This is a genomic window from Shouchella patagoniensis, from assembly GCF_002019705.1.
In the GTDB taxonomy this organism is placed as follows: Bacteria; Bacillota; Bacilli; order Bacillales; family Bacillaceae_D; genus Shouchella; species Shouchella patagoniensis.
Map to the genome: position 1 here is coordinate 1,678,927 of NZ_KV917377.1, position 20,497 is coordinate 1,699,423.

16 protein-coding genes are annotated in these 20,497 nt (G+C 39.6%); 2 read left to right on the forward strand and 14 right to left on the reverse strand.

The annotated features are described in order from the left end of the window. Positions 1 to 80 precede the first annotated feature (80 nt). From BK584_RS09045 to BK584_RS09075, 7 genes are all read right to left on the reverse strand, one after another. Positions 81 to 1,064 (reverse strand): aldo/keto reductase, encoded by a 984-nt coding sequence (locus BK584_RS09045; protein ID WP_078392310.1) that lies wholly within the window; start codon positions 1,062 to 1,064, stop codon positions 81 to 83. A gap of 135 nt (positions 1,065 to 1,199) precedes the next feature. Further along, positions 1,200 to 1,727 (reverse strand): hypothetical protein, encoded by a 528-nt coding sequence (locus BK584_RS09050; protein ID WP_078392311.1) that lies wholly within the window; start codon positions 1,725 to 1,727, stop codon positions 1,200 to 1,202. Positions 1,728 to 1,843: 116 nt separating this feature from the next. After that, a complete protein-coding gene (gene guaA, locus BK584_RS09055; protein WP_078392312.1) occupies positions 1,844 to 3,391 on the reverse strand; it encodes a glutamine-hydrolyzing GMP synthase in 1,548 nt (515 codons plus the stop codon). Positions 3,392 to 3,593: 202 nt separating this feature from the next. Continuing rightward, the gene (locus tag BK584_RS09060; protein WP_078392313.1) at positions 3,594 to 5,798 is read right to left on the reverse strand and encodes a DUF4129 domain-containing transglutaminase family protein; all 2,205 of its coding nucleotides are present in this window, start codon (positions 5,796 to 5,798) and stop codon (positions 3,594 to 3,596) included. Next, positions 5,791 to 6,936 carry a DUF58 domain-containing protein gene (locus tag BK584_RS09065; RefSeq protein ID WP_169871161.1) on the reverse strand — a complete coding sequence of 382 codons (1,146 nt, stop codon included), beginning with the start codon at positions 6,934 to 6,936 and terminating at the stop codon, positions 5,791 to 5,793. Before BK584_RS09065 ends, BK584_RS09060 begins: the two co-directional genes overlap by 8 nt. A 29-nt stretch (positions 6,937 to 6,965) precedes the next feature. Then, positions 6,966 to 7,922 carry an AAA family ATPase gene (locus BK584_RS09070; protein WP_078392315.1) on the reverse strand — a complete coding sequence of 319 codons (957 nt, stop codon included), beginning with the start codon at positions 7,920 to 7,922 and terminating at the stop codon, positions 6,966 to 6,968. A gap of 129 nt (positions 7,923 to 8,051) precedes the next feature. Further along, complete coding sequence (locus BK584_RS09075) at positions 8,052 to 8,615, reverse strand: thioredoxin family protein (protein ID WP_078392316.1); 564 nt, start codon at positions 8,613 to 8,615, stop codon at positions 8,052 to 8,054. A 124-nt stretch (positions 8,616 to 8,739) separates the two neighbouring features. Here BK584_RS09075 and BK584_RS09080 point away from each other — a divergent pair, with 124 nt between their 5' ends. Together BK584_RS09080 and BK584_RS09085 are read left to right on the forward strand one after the other, a co-directional pair. Further along, the gene (locus BK584_RS09080; RefSeq protein ID WP_078392317.1) at positions 8,740 to 9,681 is read left to right on the forward strand and encodes a metallophosphoesterase; all 942 of its coding nucleotides are present in this window, start codon (positions 8,740 to 8,742) and stop codon (positions 9,679 to 9,681) included. Between the two features lie 81 nt (positions 9,682 to 9,762). After that, entirely contained in the window at positions 9,763 to 9,972 is a 210-nt protein-coding gene (locus BK584_RS09085) for a hypothetical protein (protein ID WP_078392318.1), read from the forward strand. Between the two features lie 47 nt (positions 9,973 to 10,019). Here the strand turns inward: BK584_RS09085 and BK584_RS25340 are convergent, their stop codons facing one another. The 7 genes from BK584_RS25340 to BK584_RS09115 all read right to left on the reverse strand — a co-directional run bounded on the left by BK584_RS25340 (position 10,020) and on the right by BK584_RS09115 (position 20,491). Next, positions 10,020 to 10,145, reverse strand: coding sequence for a hypothetical protein (locus tag BK584_RS25340; RefSeq protein WP_281255743.1), 126 nt, complete (start codon positions 10,143 to 10,145; stop codon positions 10,020 to 10,022). 218 nt (positions 10,146 to 10,363) lie between these two features. Beyond that, a complete protein-coding gene (locus tag BK584_RS09090; RefSeq protein WP_078392319.1) occupies positions 10,364 to 12,364 on the reverse strand; it encodes a penicillin-binding transpeptidase domain-containing protein in 2,001 nt (666 codons plus the stop codon). A gap of 129 nt (positions 12,365 to 12,493) precedes the next feature. Next, positions 12,494 to 13,063, reverse strand: a complete 570-nt coding sequence (locus BK584_RS09095) for a nitroreductase family protein (RefSeq protein ID WP_139365637.1) — start codon at positions 13,061 to 13,063, stop codon at positions 12,494 to 12,496. Between the two features lie 84 nt (positions 13,064 to 13,147). Further along, positions 13,148 to 13,918 (reverse strand): N-acetylmuramoyl-L-alanine amidase, encoded by a 771-nt coding sequence (locus BK584_RS09100; protein WP_078392322.1) that lies wholly within the window; start codon positions 13,916 to 13,918, stop codon positions 13,148 to 13,150. A 254-nt stretch (positions 13,919 to 14,172) separates the two neighbouring features. Further along, positions 14,173 to 14,424 carry a hypothetical protein gene (locus tag BK584_RS09105; RefSeq protein WP_078392324.1) on the reverse strand — a complete coding sequence of 84 codons (252 nt, stop codon included), beginning with the start codon at positions 14,422 to 14,424 and terminating at the stop codon, positions 14,173 to 14,175. After that, positions 14,424 to 14,861: a hypothetical protein gene (locus BK584_RS09110; RefSeq protein WP_078392325.1), complete on the reverse strand. Its 438-nt coding sequence runs from the start codon at positions 14,859 to 14,861 to the stop codon at positions 14,424 to 14,426. The genes BK584_RS09105 and BK584_RS09110 overlap by 1 nt, the downstream gene beginning before the upstream one ends. Continuing rightward, positions 14,858 to 20,491, reverse strand: a complete 5,634-nt coding sequence (locus BK584_RS09115) for a phage tail spike protein (protein WP_078392326.1) — start codon at positions 20,489 to 20,491, stop codon at positions 14,858 to 14,860. The genes BK584_RS09110 and BK584_RS09115 overlap by 4 nt, the downstream gene beginning before the upstream one ends. Positions 20,492 to 20,497 lie beyond the last annotated feature (6 nt).

Genomic DNA, 20,497 nt, shown 5'->3' on the forward strand with positions numbered 1-20,497 from the left:
TAATCATCCCTACCTTAAGTAAAGCTTCCAACTCTATCTATCCACAAATGTATGAGCTCTCTTTGAGCTCGTACATTTACTTAAATAATCCCACGAATTTGATCGTGCACATGTTCATCATAAAATGCTTTAAGTCTGTTTTTTTCATCGATTGTAAATCCACGTACATTAAATGCCCTTAAATTTTCTTGTACTTGTTTTACATTTTTAAACCCTGGAATGACTGCAGATACTTCCTCTTGATCTAATACCCAACGGAGTGATGCTTGTACGAGAGATTCCCTGCCTTCTTTAATCCAACTAACCTCGTTAACAAGGTCTACACCTTTCGTAAGTTCAAGACCACCGAAAGTCTCTCCCACATTAAATGCCTCACCATGACGATTAAACTTTCGATGATCATCCTCTGCGAATGTAGTTTCTTTCGTAAACTTTCCAGTTAGTAAACCACTCGCTAAAGGCACTCTCGCCAAAATACCAACTCCTTTTTGTTTAGCAAGAGGCAATAGTTTATCGAGTGATTTTTGACGTAACACATTAAAAATGACTTGAAGTGCTCTAACATTTGGCTGTTCTAGACAAATCAGTCCTTCTTCAATGCTTTCCACACTGACACCATAATATCTAATTTTCCCTTCTGCTTGCAGCTTATCTAGAACATGAAACACACTGCCCTCTTCTAGAATTTTTTTTGGTGGACAATGAATTTGGTACAAATCGATCCGCTCTCTTTTTAAACGAGTTAATGTATTTTCTAAATAAGTCCGTACAGTTTCTTCATTATAAGTATATGGGTCAGTAATATCCCCAGCTCTGCAAAATTTTGATGCTACATAGATGTCATCTTCTCTGCCTTTAGTTGCTTGAGCTAACAACTCTTCACTATGACCATCTCCATAAACATCAGCAGTATCAAAGAAGTTGACACCTGCTTCAATAGCCTTTTCCAATGCAAGCAATGACTGTTTATCATCTTTCTCCCCCCATGAGCCACCTATTGCCCATGTACCAAAACTCAACTCACTAATTGATAAATCGGTATTTCCAAGTTGGCGATATTTCATTGGTAAAACCCTCCTAAAGGTTAAGATTTTTGAACTTGTCCGACTCATCTTATTCGACATATTGAGTTAATTCCCTTTAGCAACTGTAAACACCAATAAAAAGGAGTGTGTTTAGAATACACACTCCTTTCACTTTTAGTAAAAGAATGGTGGGAAAAAGTAAGGGAAAAATCCAATTCCACCAAAACGACCATAGGGAAAGAAGCGTGGACGATACCGACGATATCTATAACCAAACTGTCTTTCTTCTTCATAATGAACATCTTCGCCCACCAATAATGTGACGCCCTCATTATTTACTTCAGTTAAAACTCCATCAACTGACTGTCCGTCATCCATTCTTAATTCAACATGGTGATCTTTCATTTGATTACATTGTGTTTGTATTTGCTGAAGGGCTTGCTGATTGTTAGCCATAGACGGAGAATATTCATTGTTCGTACTCGTGTGATGAGCTTGCATGTTCTCATTCATATTCATTTGATAACCTTGCATATTCTCATTATTCATATTCATGTGTTGACCATGCATTTGGTGATGTTGTTGAGGTATTATCCCCCCCATCTGGTTTTGCTCGTGTGAATTTCTTTCTTCTCCTTGATATTGAGGTTGTGCTCCCTGGTACCCTTGATGATGTGGGAAATTACCATGAAAATGTCTCATAGCCTCCACTCCTTTCTCTTGCTACAGGGTATTCACCTAGAGCTTGCCACGTACATCATTTTCTTCACTTAATAAACAAAAACCCTTTTTCTTAAGAAAAAGGGTTTTTGTGTTTATTATTCCCACTCAATTGTGGAAGGTGGTTTGCTCGTTACATCATAAACAATTCGATTGACGTGATCAACTTCATTTACAATTCGTGTTGAAATAATTTCGAGTACATCCCATGGGATGCGTGCCCAATCAGAGGTCATTCCATCAATTGAAGTTACAGCACGAATACCAACTGTATAATCGTAAGTACGCGCATCACCCATCACGCCAACACTTCGCATGTTAGGAAGTGCAGTAAAGTACTGCCAAATCTCACGTTCAAGACCTGCTTTTTTAATTTCTTCACGCAAAATGGCATCTGATTCGCGAACAATCGTCAGTTTTTCATCTGTAATTTCACCAAGGACACGTATACCAAGACCTGGCCCAGGGAATGGTTGACGCCATACGATCTCATCATCAATGCCTAGTTCTGCGCCAAGAGCACGAACTTCATCTTTAAAGAGTGCGTTTAAAGGTTCGATTAACTCAAAACTCATGTCATCAGGTAGTCCACCAACATTGTGGTGTGATTTAATTGTTTGCGCTGTATCGGTACCTGATTCAATAATATCCGTATAAAGAGTTCCTTGTGCTAAGAAATCCATTTTTTTATCTTTCAGCTTAGCTGCTTCTTCATCAAATACATAGATAAACTCATTACCAATAATTTTTCTTTTTTGTTCTGGATCTGTAACGCCTTTTAATTTTCCAAGAAAACGATCAGCTGCATCGATTTTAACAACATTCATGTTAAATCCTTCACTAAATGTTTCCATTACACTTTCTGCCTCGTCTTTTCTAAGTAAGCCATGATCGATAAACATACATGTTAATTGATCACCAATTGCTTTATGAATTAAAACCGCTACTACAGAAGAGTCAACACCACCGCTAAGCGCACATAAAACATTACGATCGCCAACTTGTTCTCGGATCTTTTTGATTTCCTCTTCAATGAAGTTTTCCATTGACCATTCGCCTTTTGCTTTACAAATTTCAAACGCAAAGTTTTTAAGGAGGTCATTACCAAACTCTGAGTGACGTACTTCAGGATGGAACTGGACGCCATAAAACTTACGTGATTCATCACTCATAGCAGCAACTGGGCAAGATGGATTTGAAGCATCCACAGTAAAGCCCTCTGGTGGAGCAATAATCTTATCGCCGTGGCTCATCCAAACGGTTTGTTCAATTGGAAGACCTTTAAATAGATCCGATTGATTTTCTATATTAAGTAATGCTTTTCCGTATTCACGGTGTGATGCTTTTTCTACTTTCCCACCAAAATGGTGAGTCATTAGTTGCACACCGTAACAAATGCCAAGAATCGGAATGCCAAGGTCATAAATCGCTGGATCACATTTAGGTGCACCTTCTACATATGCACTATTTGGTCCGCCAGAAAAAATAATTCCAATTGGATTCATTTCTTTAAGCTCGTCCGCTGTGATTTTATGGGAATGTAGCTCACTATATACACCTAAATCCCGGATGCGGCGCGTAATTAATTGATTGTATTGTCCGCCAAAATCAAGCACAACAATCGTTTCATGATTTGCTACTTGCATATATTTCACCCCTGCATGTTTTTTCTGAATCTCACGTAAAAGTCTTTTGCTTTACGCATATAAAACGGCTACAAGAACAATGGAACAAAACCCATTATAATTGCAGCCCTTATTAACAAATGTCTATTACAATCATTTTATTAAAAGCTTGTTTTTATACAGTTCATACAAATTTAATCATAACAAGCCTTACTGAATAAGGTCAAGATTTGATTTTCTCGAAGATATTTTTCCAATTTTCTTTAAAGCGGTCTTCATTAATAATAGGGGTTTCGTTGCTGTACAAGAATTGCTCATAGTCTGATGTCAGTTCACTCATTTTCTCTGAATCGAGTTCCCTATCAACATATCTAGCATATTCTTTTAAAGTCTGCGTTTCTAAACGTTTAAACCCATGAATGGACAATAACCAAATTAAACGTTCGTAAGACTTTGCATATGACTCTGGCTCACTTCCGTGCTCAAAACTACGACTCACATAGAAACGTGCAATTGGTTTCCTTAATAAAAAAACTGCTAGTGACACACAAATAATTCCTATACTGATTAACAATACACCAAAACGTCCGTTGTTATTGTCATCACTAATTACGTTTTCACTCGATTCCTCTGTTTCCTCTTCCATCTCTGGTGATTCAGGCAAATCAACTTCTGGATCTTCTGGTTCTTCAGCTTCTAAATCATCGTCTGGGGCATCAAAGTCAATCTCTGGTTGTTGAAAATCAAAACCAGAAAAACTAGGTGTTGGTTCAAATGGGACCCAGCCAACATCGGGAAAATACACTTCTACCCATGAATGAGCATTATTATTACTTACAAGATATTCATTGAAGCCTTCTCGTTCGTTAGATAACCCCTCATTCGAACCTTCAGTAAAACCTTTCACCCATTTTGTTGGAATATCAAGCGATCTCAACATCACAGCCATTGCGGTTGAAAAGTTATCACAATAACCACGCATCGTTTCAAATAAAAATTGGTCGACATAATCCTGGCCGGGCTCCGGAACTGGAACATCATCGGTTTCATATTCAAAGTCAGGACCAGTTAAAAATCGTTCAATCGCGACAACCATATCATATTGGTCCTCGGAATTTGAAGTAATCTCTTCTGCCAATTCCCCTACTCGGTCTGGGAGTTCATCAGGAAGTTGTAGGTAGCTTTGCAACTCGTCCTCAGAGTATTCAGGCCGTCTTATTGCTTTTAATCCTTCCACCATAAATGTTCGATCATAAAAAGTAAGCTCATATTGATTGGGAGGAAAATCTCCATTAACAAGTGTGGCCATATCCGAAAGAGGATCGATTTGGATTTGGTGATATTCATCATTGAATGCATCACTGACAACTTGAGTCGTTAATTCACCTGGGTAAAACAACTGTCTAAACTGTTGTTCTCCCTCATTATAAAACTGGACTAAAGCCTGCTTTTCTTCAATCTCCACAGTTTCAATTGGTCGTTCACTTACATGTACAATTGGTGGTTCAACACTTCGTTCATTCAGACCATCTGAAAGAGATAATTCCCACCCTATACCTGTGTATAAATCTTTTGTTTCCCCTTTCCAATACTGCCCTTCTTCGACTTCTGCAGTGAAAACAGGGGTATCGTCTTGAATGAAGCCTCCACCTAAATAGCTGTCATCCTCACTGTAACCAATTCGTTGGTTTGTTCCACTTCCTTCGGTTGAATACCCAAAGAATGATTGAATGTACGGAAGAGGGTCTGGCCACTGGGGCTCTGGTTTTGGCATAGCATAGCCAATTGATGCAGCAGCAACAATAAATACACCTACTAATGCAAAGGCACTTGTTAAGCCCTTAAATGAATAAACAACCTTTGCACCTCCATGTTCTCCCTTTTTTAATAAATGAAGTACCATAAGCAAGAATAAACCGACTATAAAAATCCGAACAATTGCCCAACTTCCGCTGTATTCGGTGAACGTGTCGATTGTGCTAATATATATGATGCTTATTAATAGAAATAAAAGAATTCTCCTGGCATGTACAATCCAGTAATACAATAAATAGCTCATAATAGATAACAGTAATAGAAACAATAATGTTCGGTGCAAATCAGTAATACCCACTAAATTACCAGAAGCCATTAAGATTACATTGTAAATCAGATCGTCGATAAACATAGACAGCCAGTTTTCGTCTATCGTACGATCAGGAAACATCCAATATAACGCACCTATTACGATAGCCAAGCGCAAAAATAGTGATATGAATAGTGGTAACTTAATGAAAGTAATGCAAAAGAACAAACCTGCGGTAATAATGAATAACCATTTCTCGTCCGTGTAGGTCATATACGGAACAGGATAAAGCCATTCCAATAAAAGGAGGAATCCAAACATATACAGAAGAAAATCGCGAAAAACTCGTTTCCTTTTATGCATAGTCTGCCCTCCTTCTCATATAAATTGGTTCAAATTGTTGCGCACCTATTCGCTTCATTTCTTCTTGATACTCTTGTTCTATAGGCTTTGCAACAATAACATGCAAATCTACCCTTTGGTTAATAAGGGTCTTCACTAATTGCAAGATGTGATCTGTCATAAAAGGTAAAGCAAGAACTATAATTCCACTATCTCCAGCATTTAATGGAGGCATCGGTAAGTCGATTGTAGAGGCTAGTGGTTCCACTTGGGCTAAATCACGCAAACCTCGTTTCCATGATCGTTCCTCTATTTGAGTTTTTTTCCACCCCCCTTGATTGTACGTACATAATAAAACATGAGCTTTTACTCTTATAAAAGTCGAGGCAAGCGAAGCAGCATCAATAACGCTTGCTTCAAACCACTCTCTCTCTTGCTCTGATCTAACAATCATAGGATATACAATCAAAGTCACTTCCTCATTTTGATCCGTTTCAAACTCTTTTGTTAATAGTCCAGCTACTCCTGCAGAACGCTTCCAATCAATTCTAGACATGCGGTCTCCATTTACATAGGGGCGCACCCCAGCGATGGAATGATCGTCATTTCCTTTTTTAAACCTTTTTGCTAACTTTACATTGTCAAAAAGGTATTGTGGATTCTGAATTAAATAATAAGGTGGGTAAACAAGTAGCAGAGTTTCCTCTTTCATTTTCCGTTTCAACCAAAATAAACCAAACAAATCATGAGCGATAATTTGTGTCTCATTGAAATGATAAACTCCTCGTTTAGATGCGCTAGCTTCGTAAGAGAAAGTCATTTCCTTTGCAAAAGAAAAGAAAAAAATGGTCTTATTCTTTTCTTTTTTAATGGAATGAGGCGCGGTGTCAATAACTTCATAATAAAAGAAAGGAATAAACCACGGTTTAGATAGTGTTATTGAAACATCGAAAACAGAGCCAGATTCGGTTTCTTCAATTGATATCCTGCGACTTGATTTAAGTCCCACTAAAGAGATGAAAGGGATTAAACACGAGATTATAAAAAGAGCTGCCACACCGTAAAATAAAAACCAACTTACGAAACCACCTTGGAACATTCCGTAAGTAAAAAAGCCAGCAAAAATAAAAATTGCAAGAAGCCACTTAAGAATGGGCATTACCACCATCTTTAATCGGAAGTTGCTCATTAGGTCGTTTGCCTTTTTCGTTCAACAGGGACGCGAATGTGTTTAATAACCTCTTCTAACAAAGTTTCAGGCTCTTGTTCTCTCATTAAAGCTTCATTCCCCAAACGAATACGATGCCCAAGCACAAAAGGGGCTACTTGTTTCACATCATCAGGAGTTACATACTCTCTACCCATTACTAGAGCATATGCTTGACTTGTCCGCATGAGAGCGATAGACGCACGAGGACTTGCGCCAAGTTCAATTTCACGGTTTAAACGAGTTGCGTGAATGATATTAATCAAATAGGTTTTTACATGTTCATCTATAAAGACCTCCTTTGATTCAGCTTGAAGCATAAGCAGTTCTTCTAGTGACACAACGCTTTCTAATGTATCAATGGGATGTTCATGTTCCACTCTTTTTAATAATTCTAATTCTTCTTCTAAAGTAGGATATCCGAGCCTGATTTTAACTAAAAAACGATCCAATTGGGCTTCTGGTAAAGGAAAAGTTCCAGAGTACTCGACCGGATTTTGCGTAGCCATAACAAAAAAAGGAGAATGAATCTTAATGGTTTCTCCATCGACTGTTACATTCCCCTCCTCTAGAGCCTCCAGTAACGCCGATTGAGTTTTAGGAGAAGTTCGATTAATTTCGTCAGCCAAAACTACATTTGCCATAATAGGACCAGGTCTAAATTCAAACACTTGCTTTTTCTGGTCGTAAATGGACACACCTGTTACATCGGTTGGCAATAAATCCGGTGTAAACTGGATACGTTTGAAGGAGCCACCAATTGTCTTAGCCATCGCTTTTACAAATACAGTTTTTCCAACCCCAGGCACATCTTCAAGTAAAACATGTCCCTCAGCTAAAAATGCCACTAAACATAAACGGATTTCTTCTTTCTTTCCAATAATCACCCGTTCGACATTTTTAATTATTTCATCTATTTTATGTGTAGTAGTTGACAAATTCGCTTTCCCCCTTGCTCTTTTCTTTATTGTAACATTCCGAACTTCTTTTATCATTACTCTTCCATGTTGAGTTTGTCTTCTTTAAATAGCGCAGGTAACAATTGTAAACCTGCGCTCAATTTTAATTTAATTGTTTATCTTAATCATCGTCTCAAGCATGTCTTCTTCTATGATGTTCCACGTATTTTTTTTCTTGAATAGTTGGTGCATCCGTGGAATAAACGTTTCTGTAAATGCTTGTTTATATTCATCTGTATGAGGCTCCGGTAGCTCTTTTTTCCATTCTGTCACAATTGTTTCCACTGCTTTTGCCCGCGGCCCCCATTTGCCTAATTCATTCCCCTCTTTATCAAAAAAAACAATGATTGGAATTGATCGAGCACGTCCATTTGTTAAATATTGATCCATTAATTCCAAGTTCTCATCTCGAATTAAAAAATGAACATCTATTAATGCATGTTGTGCCATCCGTAAAAAAATGGGAACATTAACCATTGCATCGCCACACCAATCTGCAGTGAGGACAATTGCTTTTATTCCTTTATCAGTTAAGGTCAAAAGCCGATTATGAGCTTCTATACTTACTTGGTAGTCATGGTAAATAGAGAGCAAACGATCTTTGTTTTCATCCATTGCTTCAATATAATCTTGGGCAGTTACCCCTTTATTAAACCAATCATTTAATGACATTCCATTATCACTCCTTATCATTTGTGTAGATCGTACCATGTTTTTTATATCCTTAACAAAAAGATTGATTCCACAAACATAATTTCCACTCTTTTTCAAACAATACTGTGTAAGGAGTGATGACATGTATAAGTCTTTAAAAGTTTTTTTACTAATAATGGTACTAATGATTCTTATTGTTACTCCAGATCAAACGGTTTTTGCAAAAGGAAATAAACCATTCACCTTTGTTTGGATGTCCGATACACAGTATTATTCCTTGCACTATCCGTATATCTTTGATCAAATGACACAATGGATTGTTGATAATGAGCGTGAACAATCATTAAAATATGTTATTCATACAGGGGATGTTGTTGACCACATGAATAACGAATTTGAATGGATTCAAGCGGACCTTGCAATGAAAAAATTAGACCAAGCAAACATTCCTTATGGGGTGCTTGCAGGGAATCATGATATTGGTCATAAAAAGTTGAACTACAAAAAGTTTGGTGAGTATTTTGGTACAGAAAGATTCCAGCAACATAAACAGTTCAGGGGTGCTCACAAAAATAATGAAGCGCATTATGACATCATTCAAGCAAGTGGTCATAAATTCCTTATTGTTTATTTAGGATTCGGGTGGAATACGGACACACTTACTTGGGCACAGTCCATTATTAAAGAACATCCAGAACATACAACGATTCTTGCAACCCACCGTTACTTACAAGTTGATGGCAAACGTTCTTCTGATGGAGAACAACTTTTTAATGAGTTGGTCGTACCTAATCCATCTGTGCAACTAGTTCTAAGCGGTCATTTTCATGGGACTGCTCAACGTTTTGATCGTCTTGATGATGATAACGACGGTGTGAATGAACGCACAGTCGTGCAGATCCTCTCTGATTACCAAGGATATGAAAAAGGGGGCAATGGGTTTATGAGGTTAATTACATTTCAACCCCTTACTTCGTCAGCGACAATTTCAACATACTCACCTTTCACAAAGGAAGCCTTGATAGAAGATGCTGATTTCCATCATGCGCCAATGACGTTTAGCTTTCCTATTGATTTTAAATAATCTTTGCCCAAATTCTTTATGTTCCTCACCTTTTATGGCTAGTATCCATATCGTGTAATATCCTAGAAAGGTGGTGCTTTTATGGGCTATTATAATACTGGCTATGGGAATGGCTGCTGTCCGCCTCCTCCATGTGGTGGAGGCTACGGATATGGACCCGGACCGGGATATGGTCCTGGATACGGCGGTGGCGGTGGTGCCTGGGCAATTGGCATTATTGTCGTATTGTTTATTCTAATTATCATCATCGGCGGTTCTGGCATTTGGGGTGGCGATGGACGCCCTTATTAGTTATTAAAAAAATAGACACCAACGCTTAAGCGTTGGTGTCTATTTTTTTAATAATAATAACCTCCACCATAAGGTGGATAACCATAGCCATAACCAGGAGGTGGATAGCCGCCATAACCATAACCACCGTATCCTCCATACAGTAATGGACCAGCAAGAAAGCGACCCGCCAAGCCCTCCTACAAGCCCTCCAAGAAAAGCATTTCCTCCACTATAAAAGGGACGTCTGCCATACCCGTACCCATAAGGACGACGATAATTTTGTCCAGGGTGCTGTCGATTGTGCCAATAAGTTGGTTGCACCTGATAACCTCCTAGTCCGTTATGCGTTATCTTATGCACAACAAAACAGGCATGTGCGGAGTATTTCAATCCGATTTTTAATCAATTATTAACGAGCAAATTCATAAATCTTCTTTATCTTATCAAGTAATTCTCCACTTCGAACACCTTCTTGCATCATTGCAATTAGTAAGTCTGGATCATCTCGGTTGTAACTAACAACCCAACCTAATACATCATCACCAGATTCTCCTTGGGCTCCACTAAGTTCAGCCGTTCCCGTTTTAGCTGCTAATGAATAGTCGTCAATTTGCATTGAATGAGCTGTTCCAGTTGGACTTGACACAACTTGCTCTAAAGCTTGATCTATCCACTTGGCTGTTTCAGCTGAGATCGATTCTTTCCAAGTAACAGCTGTCTCTTCGTCTTGATCAAGTATCGGTTGAATAATTGCCCCCTCATTTAAGAAAGGTGTATACATAGTTGCTAAATGTAAAGGATTCACTTGTACCTGCCCTTGACCATATCCGCTGTCGGCTAATTGGATATCTGAGGAAAAGCCATCCTCTTCAGTTAACGTTGATTGTTTAAATGGATATAAATAATCAATTGTTTCATAGAACCCAAATGATTCAGCCCATTCTTGCATTGAGTCTCCCCCTAACTCCAGAGCCACATTTGCAAAATAGATGTTATCTGAATAAACAAGCGCATCTGTTAAATCAACAGGCCCCCCAGGATCCGTAACACGACGAACTGAATAATCCCCCCAATCTGAATCATCTGGCTGCCACTCTTTCCCACTCACCGCAATTGTATCTTCTGGTACCAGCGTTCCCTGTTCTAATCCAAATGCTGCAGTCAATGGCTTCATTGTCGACCCTGGTGAGAACGAATAGTAAAAACGATTAAGCATGGGCTCGTCTTCATTTTCATCTAGCTCTTCACTTTGACTGCTCGTCAAACCTAAAGCCATAAGATTTGGATCATAACTTGGCGAACTAACAAGAGCGAGTGTTTCCCCAGTCTTTGGATGAAGAGCCACGGCGGTTCCAGGCTGATTATCAAGTTGCCGGACAATCTCTTCTTGAATATCCATATCAACAGTCAAATAAAGATCATCACCATCCTCTGCTTCCGTTTCAGCAAGCGTTGCTTTACGAGAACCGTCAGCGCCTCGCGTAATTAATTCAGCTCCAATATATCCACGAAGACGTTCTTCTTGAGCAGACTCTAGTCCTGTTTGTCCTATTATTGATTGACTATCATAACCTAAGCCTTCCCGATTTTCCAATTGTTCAGCGGTTATCTGTTTTACGTATCCAGTTAAATGTGCCGCACTTGATCCAAAAGGATATACTCTACCTGGATCTAAACGATATGTAAGTCCTGGAATCTCTTCCATTAAATCTTCAATAAATGAGAGTTCCGCTTCAGGTAATTGGGTGATTGGCACAAAACTCTCATCTGTTACCCACCCCTGTTCTAATCGGTTTTGAATCATATCTTCTGATACATCTAGTCCTTTTGCTATTTGCTCAACTTCACGTTCTTCATCATTCATTCTTCCTGGCACTACTGCGACATTTAAAACAACTCCATTAATCGCTAATCCTTGTCCATCAGAAGAAAAGATCTGTCCTCGCTCTGGCTGAAACGTATTAAACTCAACAGTGTCACCAGGCTGAAGCTCTGGAAAAATCAACTGTGGACTCCATTCAATTTGCCAATTTGTGTCTTCATCTTCCTCGTTTTTTGCAACAACCATCTCTTCATTAAACGAATAAGGTCCAGCAACCGTTTCCATTCCCACTTCGATTTGAATCGATTCTAAACGATCATCGTTGTCCTCATCAGGGAAGCTTGCCCGTACAGTAAAATCTGAAATATATGCGTCATAAATACTCTCATACATTTCAACAAACTCGTCTTCGGCTATTTCTTCTTTTGTTGTGTCAGTAAGCATGCTATACATTTCACTATATTCCCTTTGTTCCCAGTGCTCTATGTAGACGGTAACCGCATCTTCAGGCGAAGATTCTGAACACCCAGATAACAGTAACCCTGTTCCAATCATCACTAAACCCATTCGCATATAAAATTGCTTCACTGCAATGAAACCCCTCTCTTATATATCAATTTCTCATTTCAAAATTCATAAGACAAAATGCTCATTTCTACAATAGCATACATATGATAACGCATAAATAAAAAGCTTGAAGCATTTCTGCTTCAAGCTTTATTTATTAATGACTGTTAATTTATTTACAATAGACGTTCTACCTTTTGCTTCTGGTATAAAGTCAGCATAGCCAATCATTAAAGTAGCAACAATTTTCTCTCCAGGTTCCACACCAAGCGCTTCTCTAAAAACAGGATTATAAATCCAATCATTTGTACGCCAAATCATACCAATACCTCGGGCCCAAGCCGCAAGCTGGATATTCTGAATCATTGCGCTCACAGCACCATAATCCTCATCCCAAGTCTTTTGCCTAGGATCCTCTGGCATTACAACAATTAGATGAAGCGGAATTTGTTTAAAGTAGGCCGCCTTCTTTTCCGCTTTTGCTGGAACCGTTCCATCGCTCCCCATTTGCGTCTTAAGGTAGGCATTAATAAATGAATCTTTTCCTTCATCAGCATAGAGAAGAAAACGCCACGGCTCGGTCATTTTATGGTTTGGTGCCCACTTAGCTACTTCTAAAATTTCAATAAGTTCATCAATATCAATTGCATCTTGTTTAAATTTTTTGATAGAGCGACGCCCTTTTATAATCTCATCTATTAATAGCGTTTTTTCGTTCATCAAATCATCCTTCATTTATAACATTCTTACTAATTAGTTTAGCGAATGTTCCATTTAAACGCAAGGAATGATTCTCATTTTCATTTACGCGGTAACAATTGTCGCTTCATATCCCTTACTTTGCAATTCATTAACAAGTGCCACGGCATTCGCACGTACAGAAAATGCGCCAACTTGTACCCTGAATAATCCACCGCTTTCTGTAATAAGTGCTTCGTATCCATCCGCTCTTAACCTTGCTTGGAGTGCTTCAGCATTTGCTCTGGATGAAAAAGCACCTGCCTGTACGCGGTAAATCGTTCCGCCTCCACCGCCGCCAGTTTGCAAGTTTAACGCTTGAACTAATCCATTTACATGACCACGTGCTATGCGGGTTAAAAAGGATGAATCTCTTAATAAAGCAGCATCATTTGCATGATCAATAAATAAATTCTCTGTTAGAATTGCAGGCATAGTAGACGTTCTTAAAACCGCAAAGTTTGCAGCTTTCTGCCCACGGTTTACTCCACCAATCTGCTGGATAATCGCCGGATGGATAATGCGCTGAGCATTTACTGAACCCGAGCTTGCACTAGTGTGGATAAATGACTCGAAGCCTGTACCTCCCCCTGCATTTATATGAATAGACATAAAATAGTCTGCTCCCCAACTGTTTGCCAAATTTGTCCGTTGTGTAAGTGATACAGCGGTATCACCTGTACGACTCATCCTTACTTCCACATTTTGATACTCTGCTAATAACATATCACGAATCCGCAATGCAATTGTCAGATTTAAAGTTTTCTCCTGTAAACCATTACCTACAGCGCCAGGATCACTTCCACCGTGCCCTGGATCTAAAAAGATTTTAACCATAGTAATTTCCTCCTTTTATTAGGTGCTTGTCCCAGCTAGCCGCATTTGCTCTAGCGGTTATATTATTCATATTCAACATAATAGAAGTTTGACAGGGACAAATATTAGAATATATAAAACTATTTTTGTCGATTTATATATTGCTATTCTCATCAATTTTTACAAGCAACTCTATATCTAAAGCTTCATCAGATCATTTTCAAACCACTAGATTATGCAAATTGAACTAGATTATTTGGCATAAAAAAATAGCCTTACTCGGCTTCTTCTGTAGGTGCTTCAAGTCGAGAAATAAATTTTTCTCTAATTAAGTCCACCAATGCGACCAATCCTGGCGCCTGAAAATACTCTTCCATCGTTACTTGAACACCACCACTTGCGTTAATTTCGCCTGTTGGATCGGTTACAAAAAAACGTAAACGCACTCCTTCAATTCCTTCCTCCGTACTACCATACATAAAATCGACACCTGACACGCGTAAATCTAACTTTTCTACTCCTAACATTATTCATCATCTCCCTTTTCTTCTTTTGCTTGCTCAAATGCTTCTACAACCAAAAAGTGTATCTCTGCATCTTCGTTAGACAACTTCTGATCTAAATTCATAATGATTCCTTCTAATGTTTCTAAAGCTTGCTTGTAATTCGGATTGTCAATTACAAATGATTCCTCAAAGAGTTTTTCTTGCTGCTCCCGAAACTCTGTAGCGGACTCTTGATCCTTTAAACGGAAACCACCTCCCTCACTTCGTACCAGTTCACCCTTTGAATCCACTTCTGCATGAGCTTTAAGCAACTCGACCTCTTCAGCCACAATTTCCTCATGCTGCTTTTTCAGCACATTCACAATACGCATACGGTGAATATTCTCCACACCAGATAATTCAATCCCAACTAAAAACTTTGCTACTCTATCTAAGTCCTTCTTCAAAATTGTAATCATGCAATCCGCTCCTCTAATTCGTTTATTTTTCTTTTTAACAACTGGTTTTCAAGCTCTAAAAAAGACACTCGATCAACGGTGTCTTCTAATTTAATATCTAGTTCTTGAACCGCTTTTACGGCATAGAATAAAACTCTTCCATCCTCTACACCTAAACCATCTTCTGTTGCAACGCTTGGACTATCCTCTGAAATGACACCTATATTTAATCTCGGATTCGCTATGCCTGAATTCGGTTCTAAATCAGCTTTCATATAATAAGTAACGATGTTCAAATCCTTCATTACATCAAGACCGCTACCAGAAAACTTTTCAATCTGTGTTTTATACGTTCTTGATGAACTCCTTGCAAATTCACTCGCTCTAATCCGTCTATAGTTAGGCGAATCGTTATTACGAAATGCGGCTGAAGTGACACGAACCTCATTACCCGGTCCCGGAGCTAAATACAAATTGTTACCGCCATTAACTCGCATTGTGTTTGCTCGGATATCTCGGCAAGCAAGATCTCTATAATAGATAGGTGAGTCTGTAACACCGTTAAAATTCGTGATACGAAGCTCGTTATTGACTAGAGCATAGATATTGTTCGTTTTAGCTCTTATGTGCCCCTCGTACCAATCGTACGTATGCAGCCTTTTAGCGCTTAACGATCCTGTACCTTTATCACCGTTACCATTTGTCGCCCACAGATAAGGTTCGCCAGCCGAAGTTTTCTGGAAGCGTAATCCGCTACCGAAATTCGTATTTGGTGAACCATATGCAATCCATCCATCAGTATCGCTCGGACTATCGTTATTTTTTACGCCAAACTGATAATGGTTGTTACCAGCTCTCCTGTCATCCCTTGGCATAATTGTTACTACACCGCGTGATGATATTATTTTTATATCCCTGTCAGCGTCTAAGATGATATCTCTTAGCTCTGTTTTAATTCCTATGTTCCCTCTGTTAGAAAACAAAGTGAGTCCGCGGACAGTTGGTGTATTCCAGCTATCCCCGTTATACATATGACTGAAAAACTCTATGACACCTGACCCGTGGTTTTCATAGTTGGCATTCTCGTCATCATATCCACGAAGAAATGTCGATAAGCCAAAATCAGAGAAATAAAGGCGGCGGTCTTCATTGATGTTTTCAGCCATGAAATAGCCATCTGATGCTCGAAGTGATACGGTATGCGTTTTGGTTGATCCGAACCATGTTCGAGTGTAACGACCGCGTGAATCAAAATAACCACCTTGTATGGTGGTTGTGTTGTTCCCGTTTGTGGATGTGAAGATCGAACCTGTAATGTTTACAGCATTTAAATTAATCGATCTAATCGTACCAGCCGTGATTTTATCCGCAGTTAAACCAGCTATCTTGGCGCTTTGGATTGTTGCTTCTGCAATATGAGCATTTGTGATGATGGCTTCTTGCAAGTTAGCGCGTGTGATCGATGCATTTGCAAGCGCAGCGTTTCCAGCGGTTATTGATCCAGCAGCCATCTTGTCGGCTGTGATAGCTCCATCTACGATCAATTGCGCATTGGCACGTCTTCTGACAATGATGTTATCGAAATACATTGAGTTATTAGCACCAGCAGGATTGTTCCACGTAAACCAAATTCGCACATAAGCAGTGTTTGACGGAACTGTAAAAGTTCCGCTTATTGTAACCCAAGATGAACCTGCATTGTTAACACTTGCTACGACTAAGTGAGTCAACGCCCCTTTTTTGGCATCAAAGGTTCTGAAACCGATGCGTGGTGACCTGTTGCCGCTCGTATTGAGCATTCTCGTTTCGGCTTCGATATACAACTGTTCACCTGGTGCGACTTTAATGTATCTTTCTTGATAAACGTCTACGTTACCACTAGCCCTAGGTTCAACCCTCATAGACTGATTAGAACCGTTCCCGTTTGTCCAACTTCTCATATCTTGTACTCTGATATTTGTGCCACTAAACCATCCTAGCGGTACAGTTTCTGGTTTATCGTCTTCGAAATCGCTATTATCTGCTAAGTTAGTAAAATCACCAACATTAAGCAATCTAGTGTCAATTTTGACCTGCTCCGGTGTCAGGTTAATAGCACTAATAATGCCATCTCTTGATACTTTTTGAGTGATCTGATCGGTTTGAACCGATATTTCCCCCTCTGCCTTGGTCATACGTCCGGCAATACCGTCAACTTCTGTTTTCGTGGCTCTCAAGTCAATGGAATCAGCTTTTTGATCAATTGCCGTTTTCTGGCTGCTTAATTCGTTTGCAATAGACTTAGATTCAGTAATATCAACAATTTGTATATCATCGACCATTACCCAACCCTGTGTTTGGTTCGTGACCATACGAACATCAATTTCATTGACATCACTAGGAACGCGAAACTCCCATTGGATTTGCATCCATTCTGTTTGGGCGCCGCTCCAACCTCTATCTCCTAACAGCCCACCCGTGATCCTGCCAATACGGAGTTTCTGGTTGTTGGCTGAGCCGTTGGCATTCGCACTAGTTTTATACCAATAGGAAATACGCAATAAATTCCCCGGCGTTACAACGATAGGTGTTGTTACTGAGTGATTTCTAGTACCAGACGAATTTTGGGCAAAATACAGCGATTTACTGCCGCTTTTGCTATCTGTTGATCTCACTTCCCCATTCCCTGTCCAACCAACGCCACCTGCTTCGAAACTACCATCCGGGACAAGGTTTGTACCACTGCTTGGTGCGCTCTCTATACGTTCAATTGAAGTGCCAAATCGTTCGGCAGTTAACTCTAAAGAACCTGTTTTGTCGGTCAACGAGATAACTTCGCCTGTTAAATCATCAACCTTTGTAGTTGTGCTACTAACATTTCCACGTATACCGTTTAGATCAACAGCAAGCTCGGACATTTTTTGCGTGTAAACTGAGGTGTCGAGTTTATTGCTCTCGATACGATCAACTTGGTCTTGGGAAGCTTTAGCAGAAATAAGACCCGGTAGGACCTCTAAAGAAGTTTCTGTTCTTGTTGTACGCTCTTTGAGTGTGCCTATATCTCCGGCAATATCTTCCGGCGCAAAATCCCATTCAGTGGGTTTAGTGCCGCGTTCCAATTTTTCTTGCTTTATTTTAATTTGATAGGTCGAAGTCCAACTAACGGGCATTATTCTACCCCTTAATTCTGTGAAGCCTGAACCAGTTGTGTCGTTCGGAATAATAGCAGAGAAATGTATTCTCCCATTTGTAGATACCGCCTGATCAACAGCAGACGAATGATTCAAATAAGTCCCATCCGCTCTAAACCAATCAAATCGAAGTCTCACCCGTTCGCCGTTCGGAATGTCTTGTACGTAAACACTCATAGTAACTGGATCTCCAATCGAAAGTGAAGCCCGATCCATAGGTACTCTAAATAACGACGCATAACCCCATTCCCCGACGTTTATAGATTTCAAGTTTTGAGAAGAGCCTATTATTAAGTTCCGACCGCCAATTTCCATATTCCCGAAACTTGTTTCCAACGTCGTTAAGTTGAAATTAAAAGCATCCGCTCGTTGCTCTAAAGTGGAAGTTCTGGACTTAACCCCTGATACCTCACCAGTAACAGTATTAATGTCTGTCGTATGGTCTGAAACCTTTGTATTAATGCCTTGTATACTGGCGTCAATGCTTGTCATTCTTTCTGTATATTCGCCCGTATCAAGCTTTTTATCAAGGTCGCCCTCAACGCCTTCAATACGCAAGGATAAACCAGTATCTAATATTTCCAAATCTGTATTAATAGTTGATATACCGTCATTTATTGCATTGATTTGATCATCAGTTGTTCCAAACTTGCCATCAACATAACTTAGTCCTGCTTTGTCCGCTAGATCCTTGCGTATGTCGCCTTCAACACCGTTTATCACCTCAACTGCATCAGTAAACTTCCCGTCCACATAATTAAAGCCAGCCTTATCAGCCAGCTCTTGATTGATATGATTTTCAACATGCTGAATTTCTTGATCTGTATAATTGCGCGTATCCCGCTCGACTTGATCAAAAACCTCTTGCTTAATTTGATCGATGCCTAGCGATCCGTCTGCTATGATTTGCGCTCTTTCAGACAAACGACGCAACTCATTGGCAATATCTTCTCCAAACAAAATGTCATCAGACACAATTCGCGCTGTTGTCGCACTTATTTCCTCTGAAAAAGCAGAGTACGTTTCATGGTAATTAAAAGCTCGAACTCTGAAATAGTATTGCTTGTTTGCCTCTCCTTGAAATACATAGCCATTTGCTCTTCCACGGTAAACAAGCGTTTCCGGTGTACCAGCAAATCCCTCTACCTCACTAGCGTACACTTCGTAACCAGCTACATAAGTGTTCAAGTAGTTATAATCCCATTCAACCATTACTGCACTAAACAAACCTGTCGCCATTACATTTCCTGGTGTTTCAGGAGGGATATCCGGAAAAGAACCCGGGTTAATGGGGCGGCCTGCTTTGTCCCAAACGTGCGCGTTCTCTTTTACTTTTGCTACAACACGTTGAAGTTCTTGATTGGGATCAGAAAAGAGCGGTAAAAATTCACCGAGCACAATTTCATCATTTGTTGGGTCAAGCAAGTCTCGCTTTATTTCAATGATTCTTGTGCGTTCTTGAATTTTTGGATACACGTCATCATCCAGTACCGCCACTGTATCTCCAAGGTGTACACGTTCATGTTCATAAAGCGATAGACGGAACAAATCGATTACTTTACCTGCGTAATTCACCAATGGAGAAGAGGTCGACTCCAAGTATTCAAACGTCTGTTGCAGTAACTTTTCAGGATCCTTCTCATCTGATTGTTCATAAATGCCATAGCGATGTCGTTTGCCGTTTTGGTCTGTTCTTCCCCAAATAAGACGGGCGTGTTCGTCCCCAATCCAATCTTGACCTTTTGGTTTATCCACAGGGTCTCCATTTTCTTTTTTCCAAACTACGTCTTTAAACGTTAACGGTTCACCAGAATCTCCATTTTCGTTTTCTTTAGGCTGACCGTACCCTCTAATAGCTGTTTTGACTCCTGTCATGTCAACGGTGCGCTCAATTTCCTTTACATCTTTATCGTATTCAAACCGCTTCCCCGTGTCGTTTCCTCTTCGAGACAAAATGTCGATGTACCGACCTGCAATTTTGTTTCTGGAAATAGAGACGCGGCATTTTACTTCGCCATGCCATGTATTAAGCAATTCATTTAAAGCGCTTTTTACATTCGAGCTTTCAATCTTAAACGATGCCTCTCCAAGCGCAGAGACTTCCCCTTTTTGCCAACGGGTTGACGAAAGTAAATAATCCAATACTTTATCAGCACTTGCCTTCTCGAACACAGCACTTTTCACATATTCATCTAATAATTCATTGATTGCATGCTCACAAATCGCTGTCTTTAAAGCAACATCTCCGTGGTTATCCTCAACAATCGCAATTTCAAACAATTGGAATTCGTTGTCGTCTTGATCACAAAATGCAACCAAGTTCCCCTCCATAATTCCAAAAGCATGATCGCTATTAGCTAAAACAGTAAATTCTAGCGAATGAACATTATTTAATTGTTCTGTGTGAATCGCTTCTACCACATGCCGTTCATCAAGAACGGCAAGCAGTTGCTCTTCACTATTAAACACGAATAGGTTCATTAATTT

What these genes read in the sequence shown, in the direction of transcription:
- BK584_RS09065 (WP_169871161.1), bottom strand. Translation starts at nt 6,936, where the DNA reads ATGCCCATTCTTAAGTGGCTTCTTGCAATTTTTATTTTTGCTGGCTTT.
- BK584_RS09105 (WP_078392324.1), bottom strand. Translation starts at nt 14,424, where the DNA reads ATGTTAGGAGTAGAAAAGTTAGATTTACGCGTGTCAGGTGTCGATTTT.
- BK584_RS09095 (WP_139365637.1), bottom strand. Translation starts at nt 13,063, where the DNA reads ATGAACGAAAAAACGCTATTAATAGATGAGATTATAAAAGGGCGTCGC.
- BK584_RS09115 (WP_078392326.1), bottom strand. Translation starts at nt 20,491, where the DNA reads ATGAACCTATTCGTGTTTAATAGTGAAGAGCAACTGCTTGCCGTTCTT.
- BK584_RS09045 (WP_078392310.1), bottom strand. Translation starts at nt 1,064, where the DNA reads ATGAAATATCGCCAACTTGGAAATACCGATTTATCAATTAGTGAGTTG.
- BK584_RS09050 (WP_078392311.1), bottom strand. Translation starts at nt 1,727, where the DNA reads ATGAGACATTTTCATGGTAATTTCCCACATCATCAAGGGTACCAGGGA.
- BK584_RS09060 (WP_078392313.1), bottom strand. Translation starts at nt 5,798, where the DNA reads ATGCATAAAAGGAAACGAGTTTTTCGCGATTTTCTTCTGTATATGTTT.
- guaA (WP_078392312.1), bottom strand. Translation starts at nt 3,391, where the DNA reads ATGCAAGTAGCAAATCATGAAACGATTGTTGTGCTTGATTTTGGCGGA.
- BK584_RS09075 (WP_078392316.1), bottom strand. Translation starts at nt 8,615, where the DNA reads ATGTCATTAAATGATTGGTTTAATAAAGGGGTAACTGCCCAAGATTAT.
- BK584_RS09100 (WP_078392322.1), bottom strand. Translation starts at nt 13,918, where the DNA reads ATGGTTAAAATCTTTTTAGATCCAGGGCACGGTGGAAGTGATCCTGGC.
- BK584_RS09080 (WP_078392317.1), top strand. Translation starts at nt 8,740, where the DNA reads ATGTATAAGTCTTTAAAAGTTTTTTTACTAATAATGGTACTAATGATT.
- BK584_RS09110 (WP_078392325.1), bottom strand. Translation starts at nt 14,861, where the DNA reads ATGATTACAATTTTGAAGAAGGACTTAGATAGAGTAGCAAAGTTTTTA.
- BK584_RS09085 (WP_078392318.1), top strand. Translation starts at nt 9,763, where the DNA reads ATGGGCTATTATAATACTGGCTATGGGAATGGCTGCTGTCCGCCTCCT.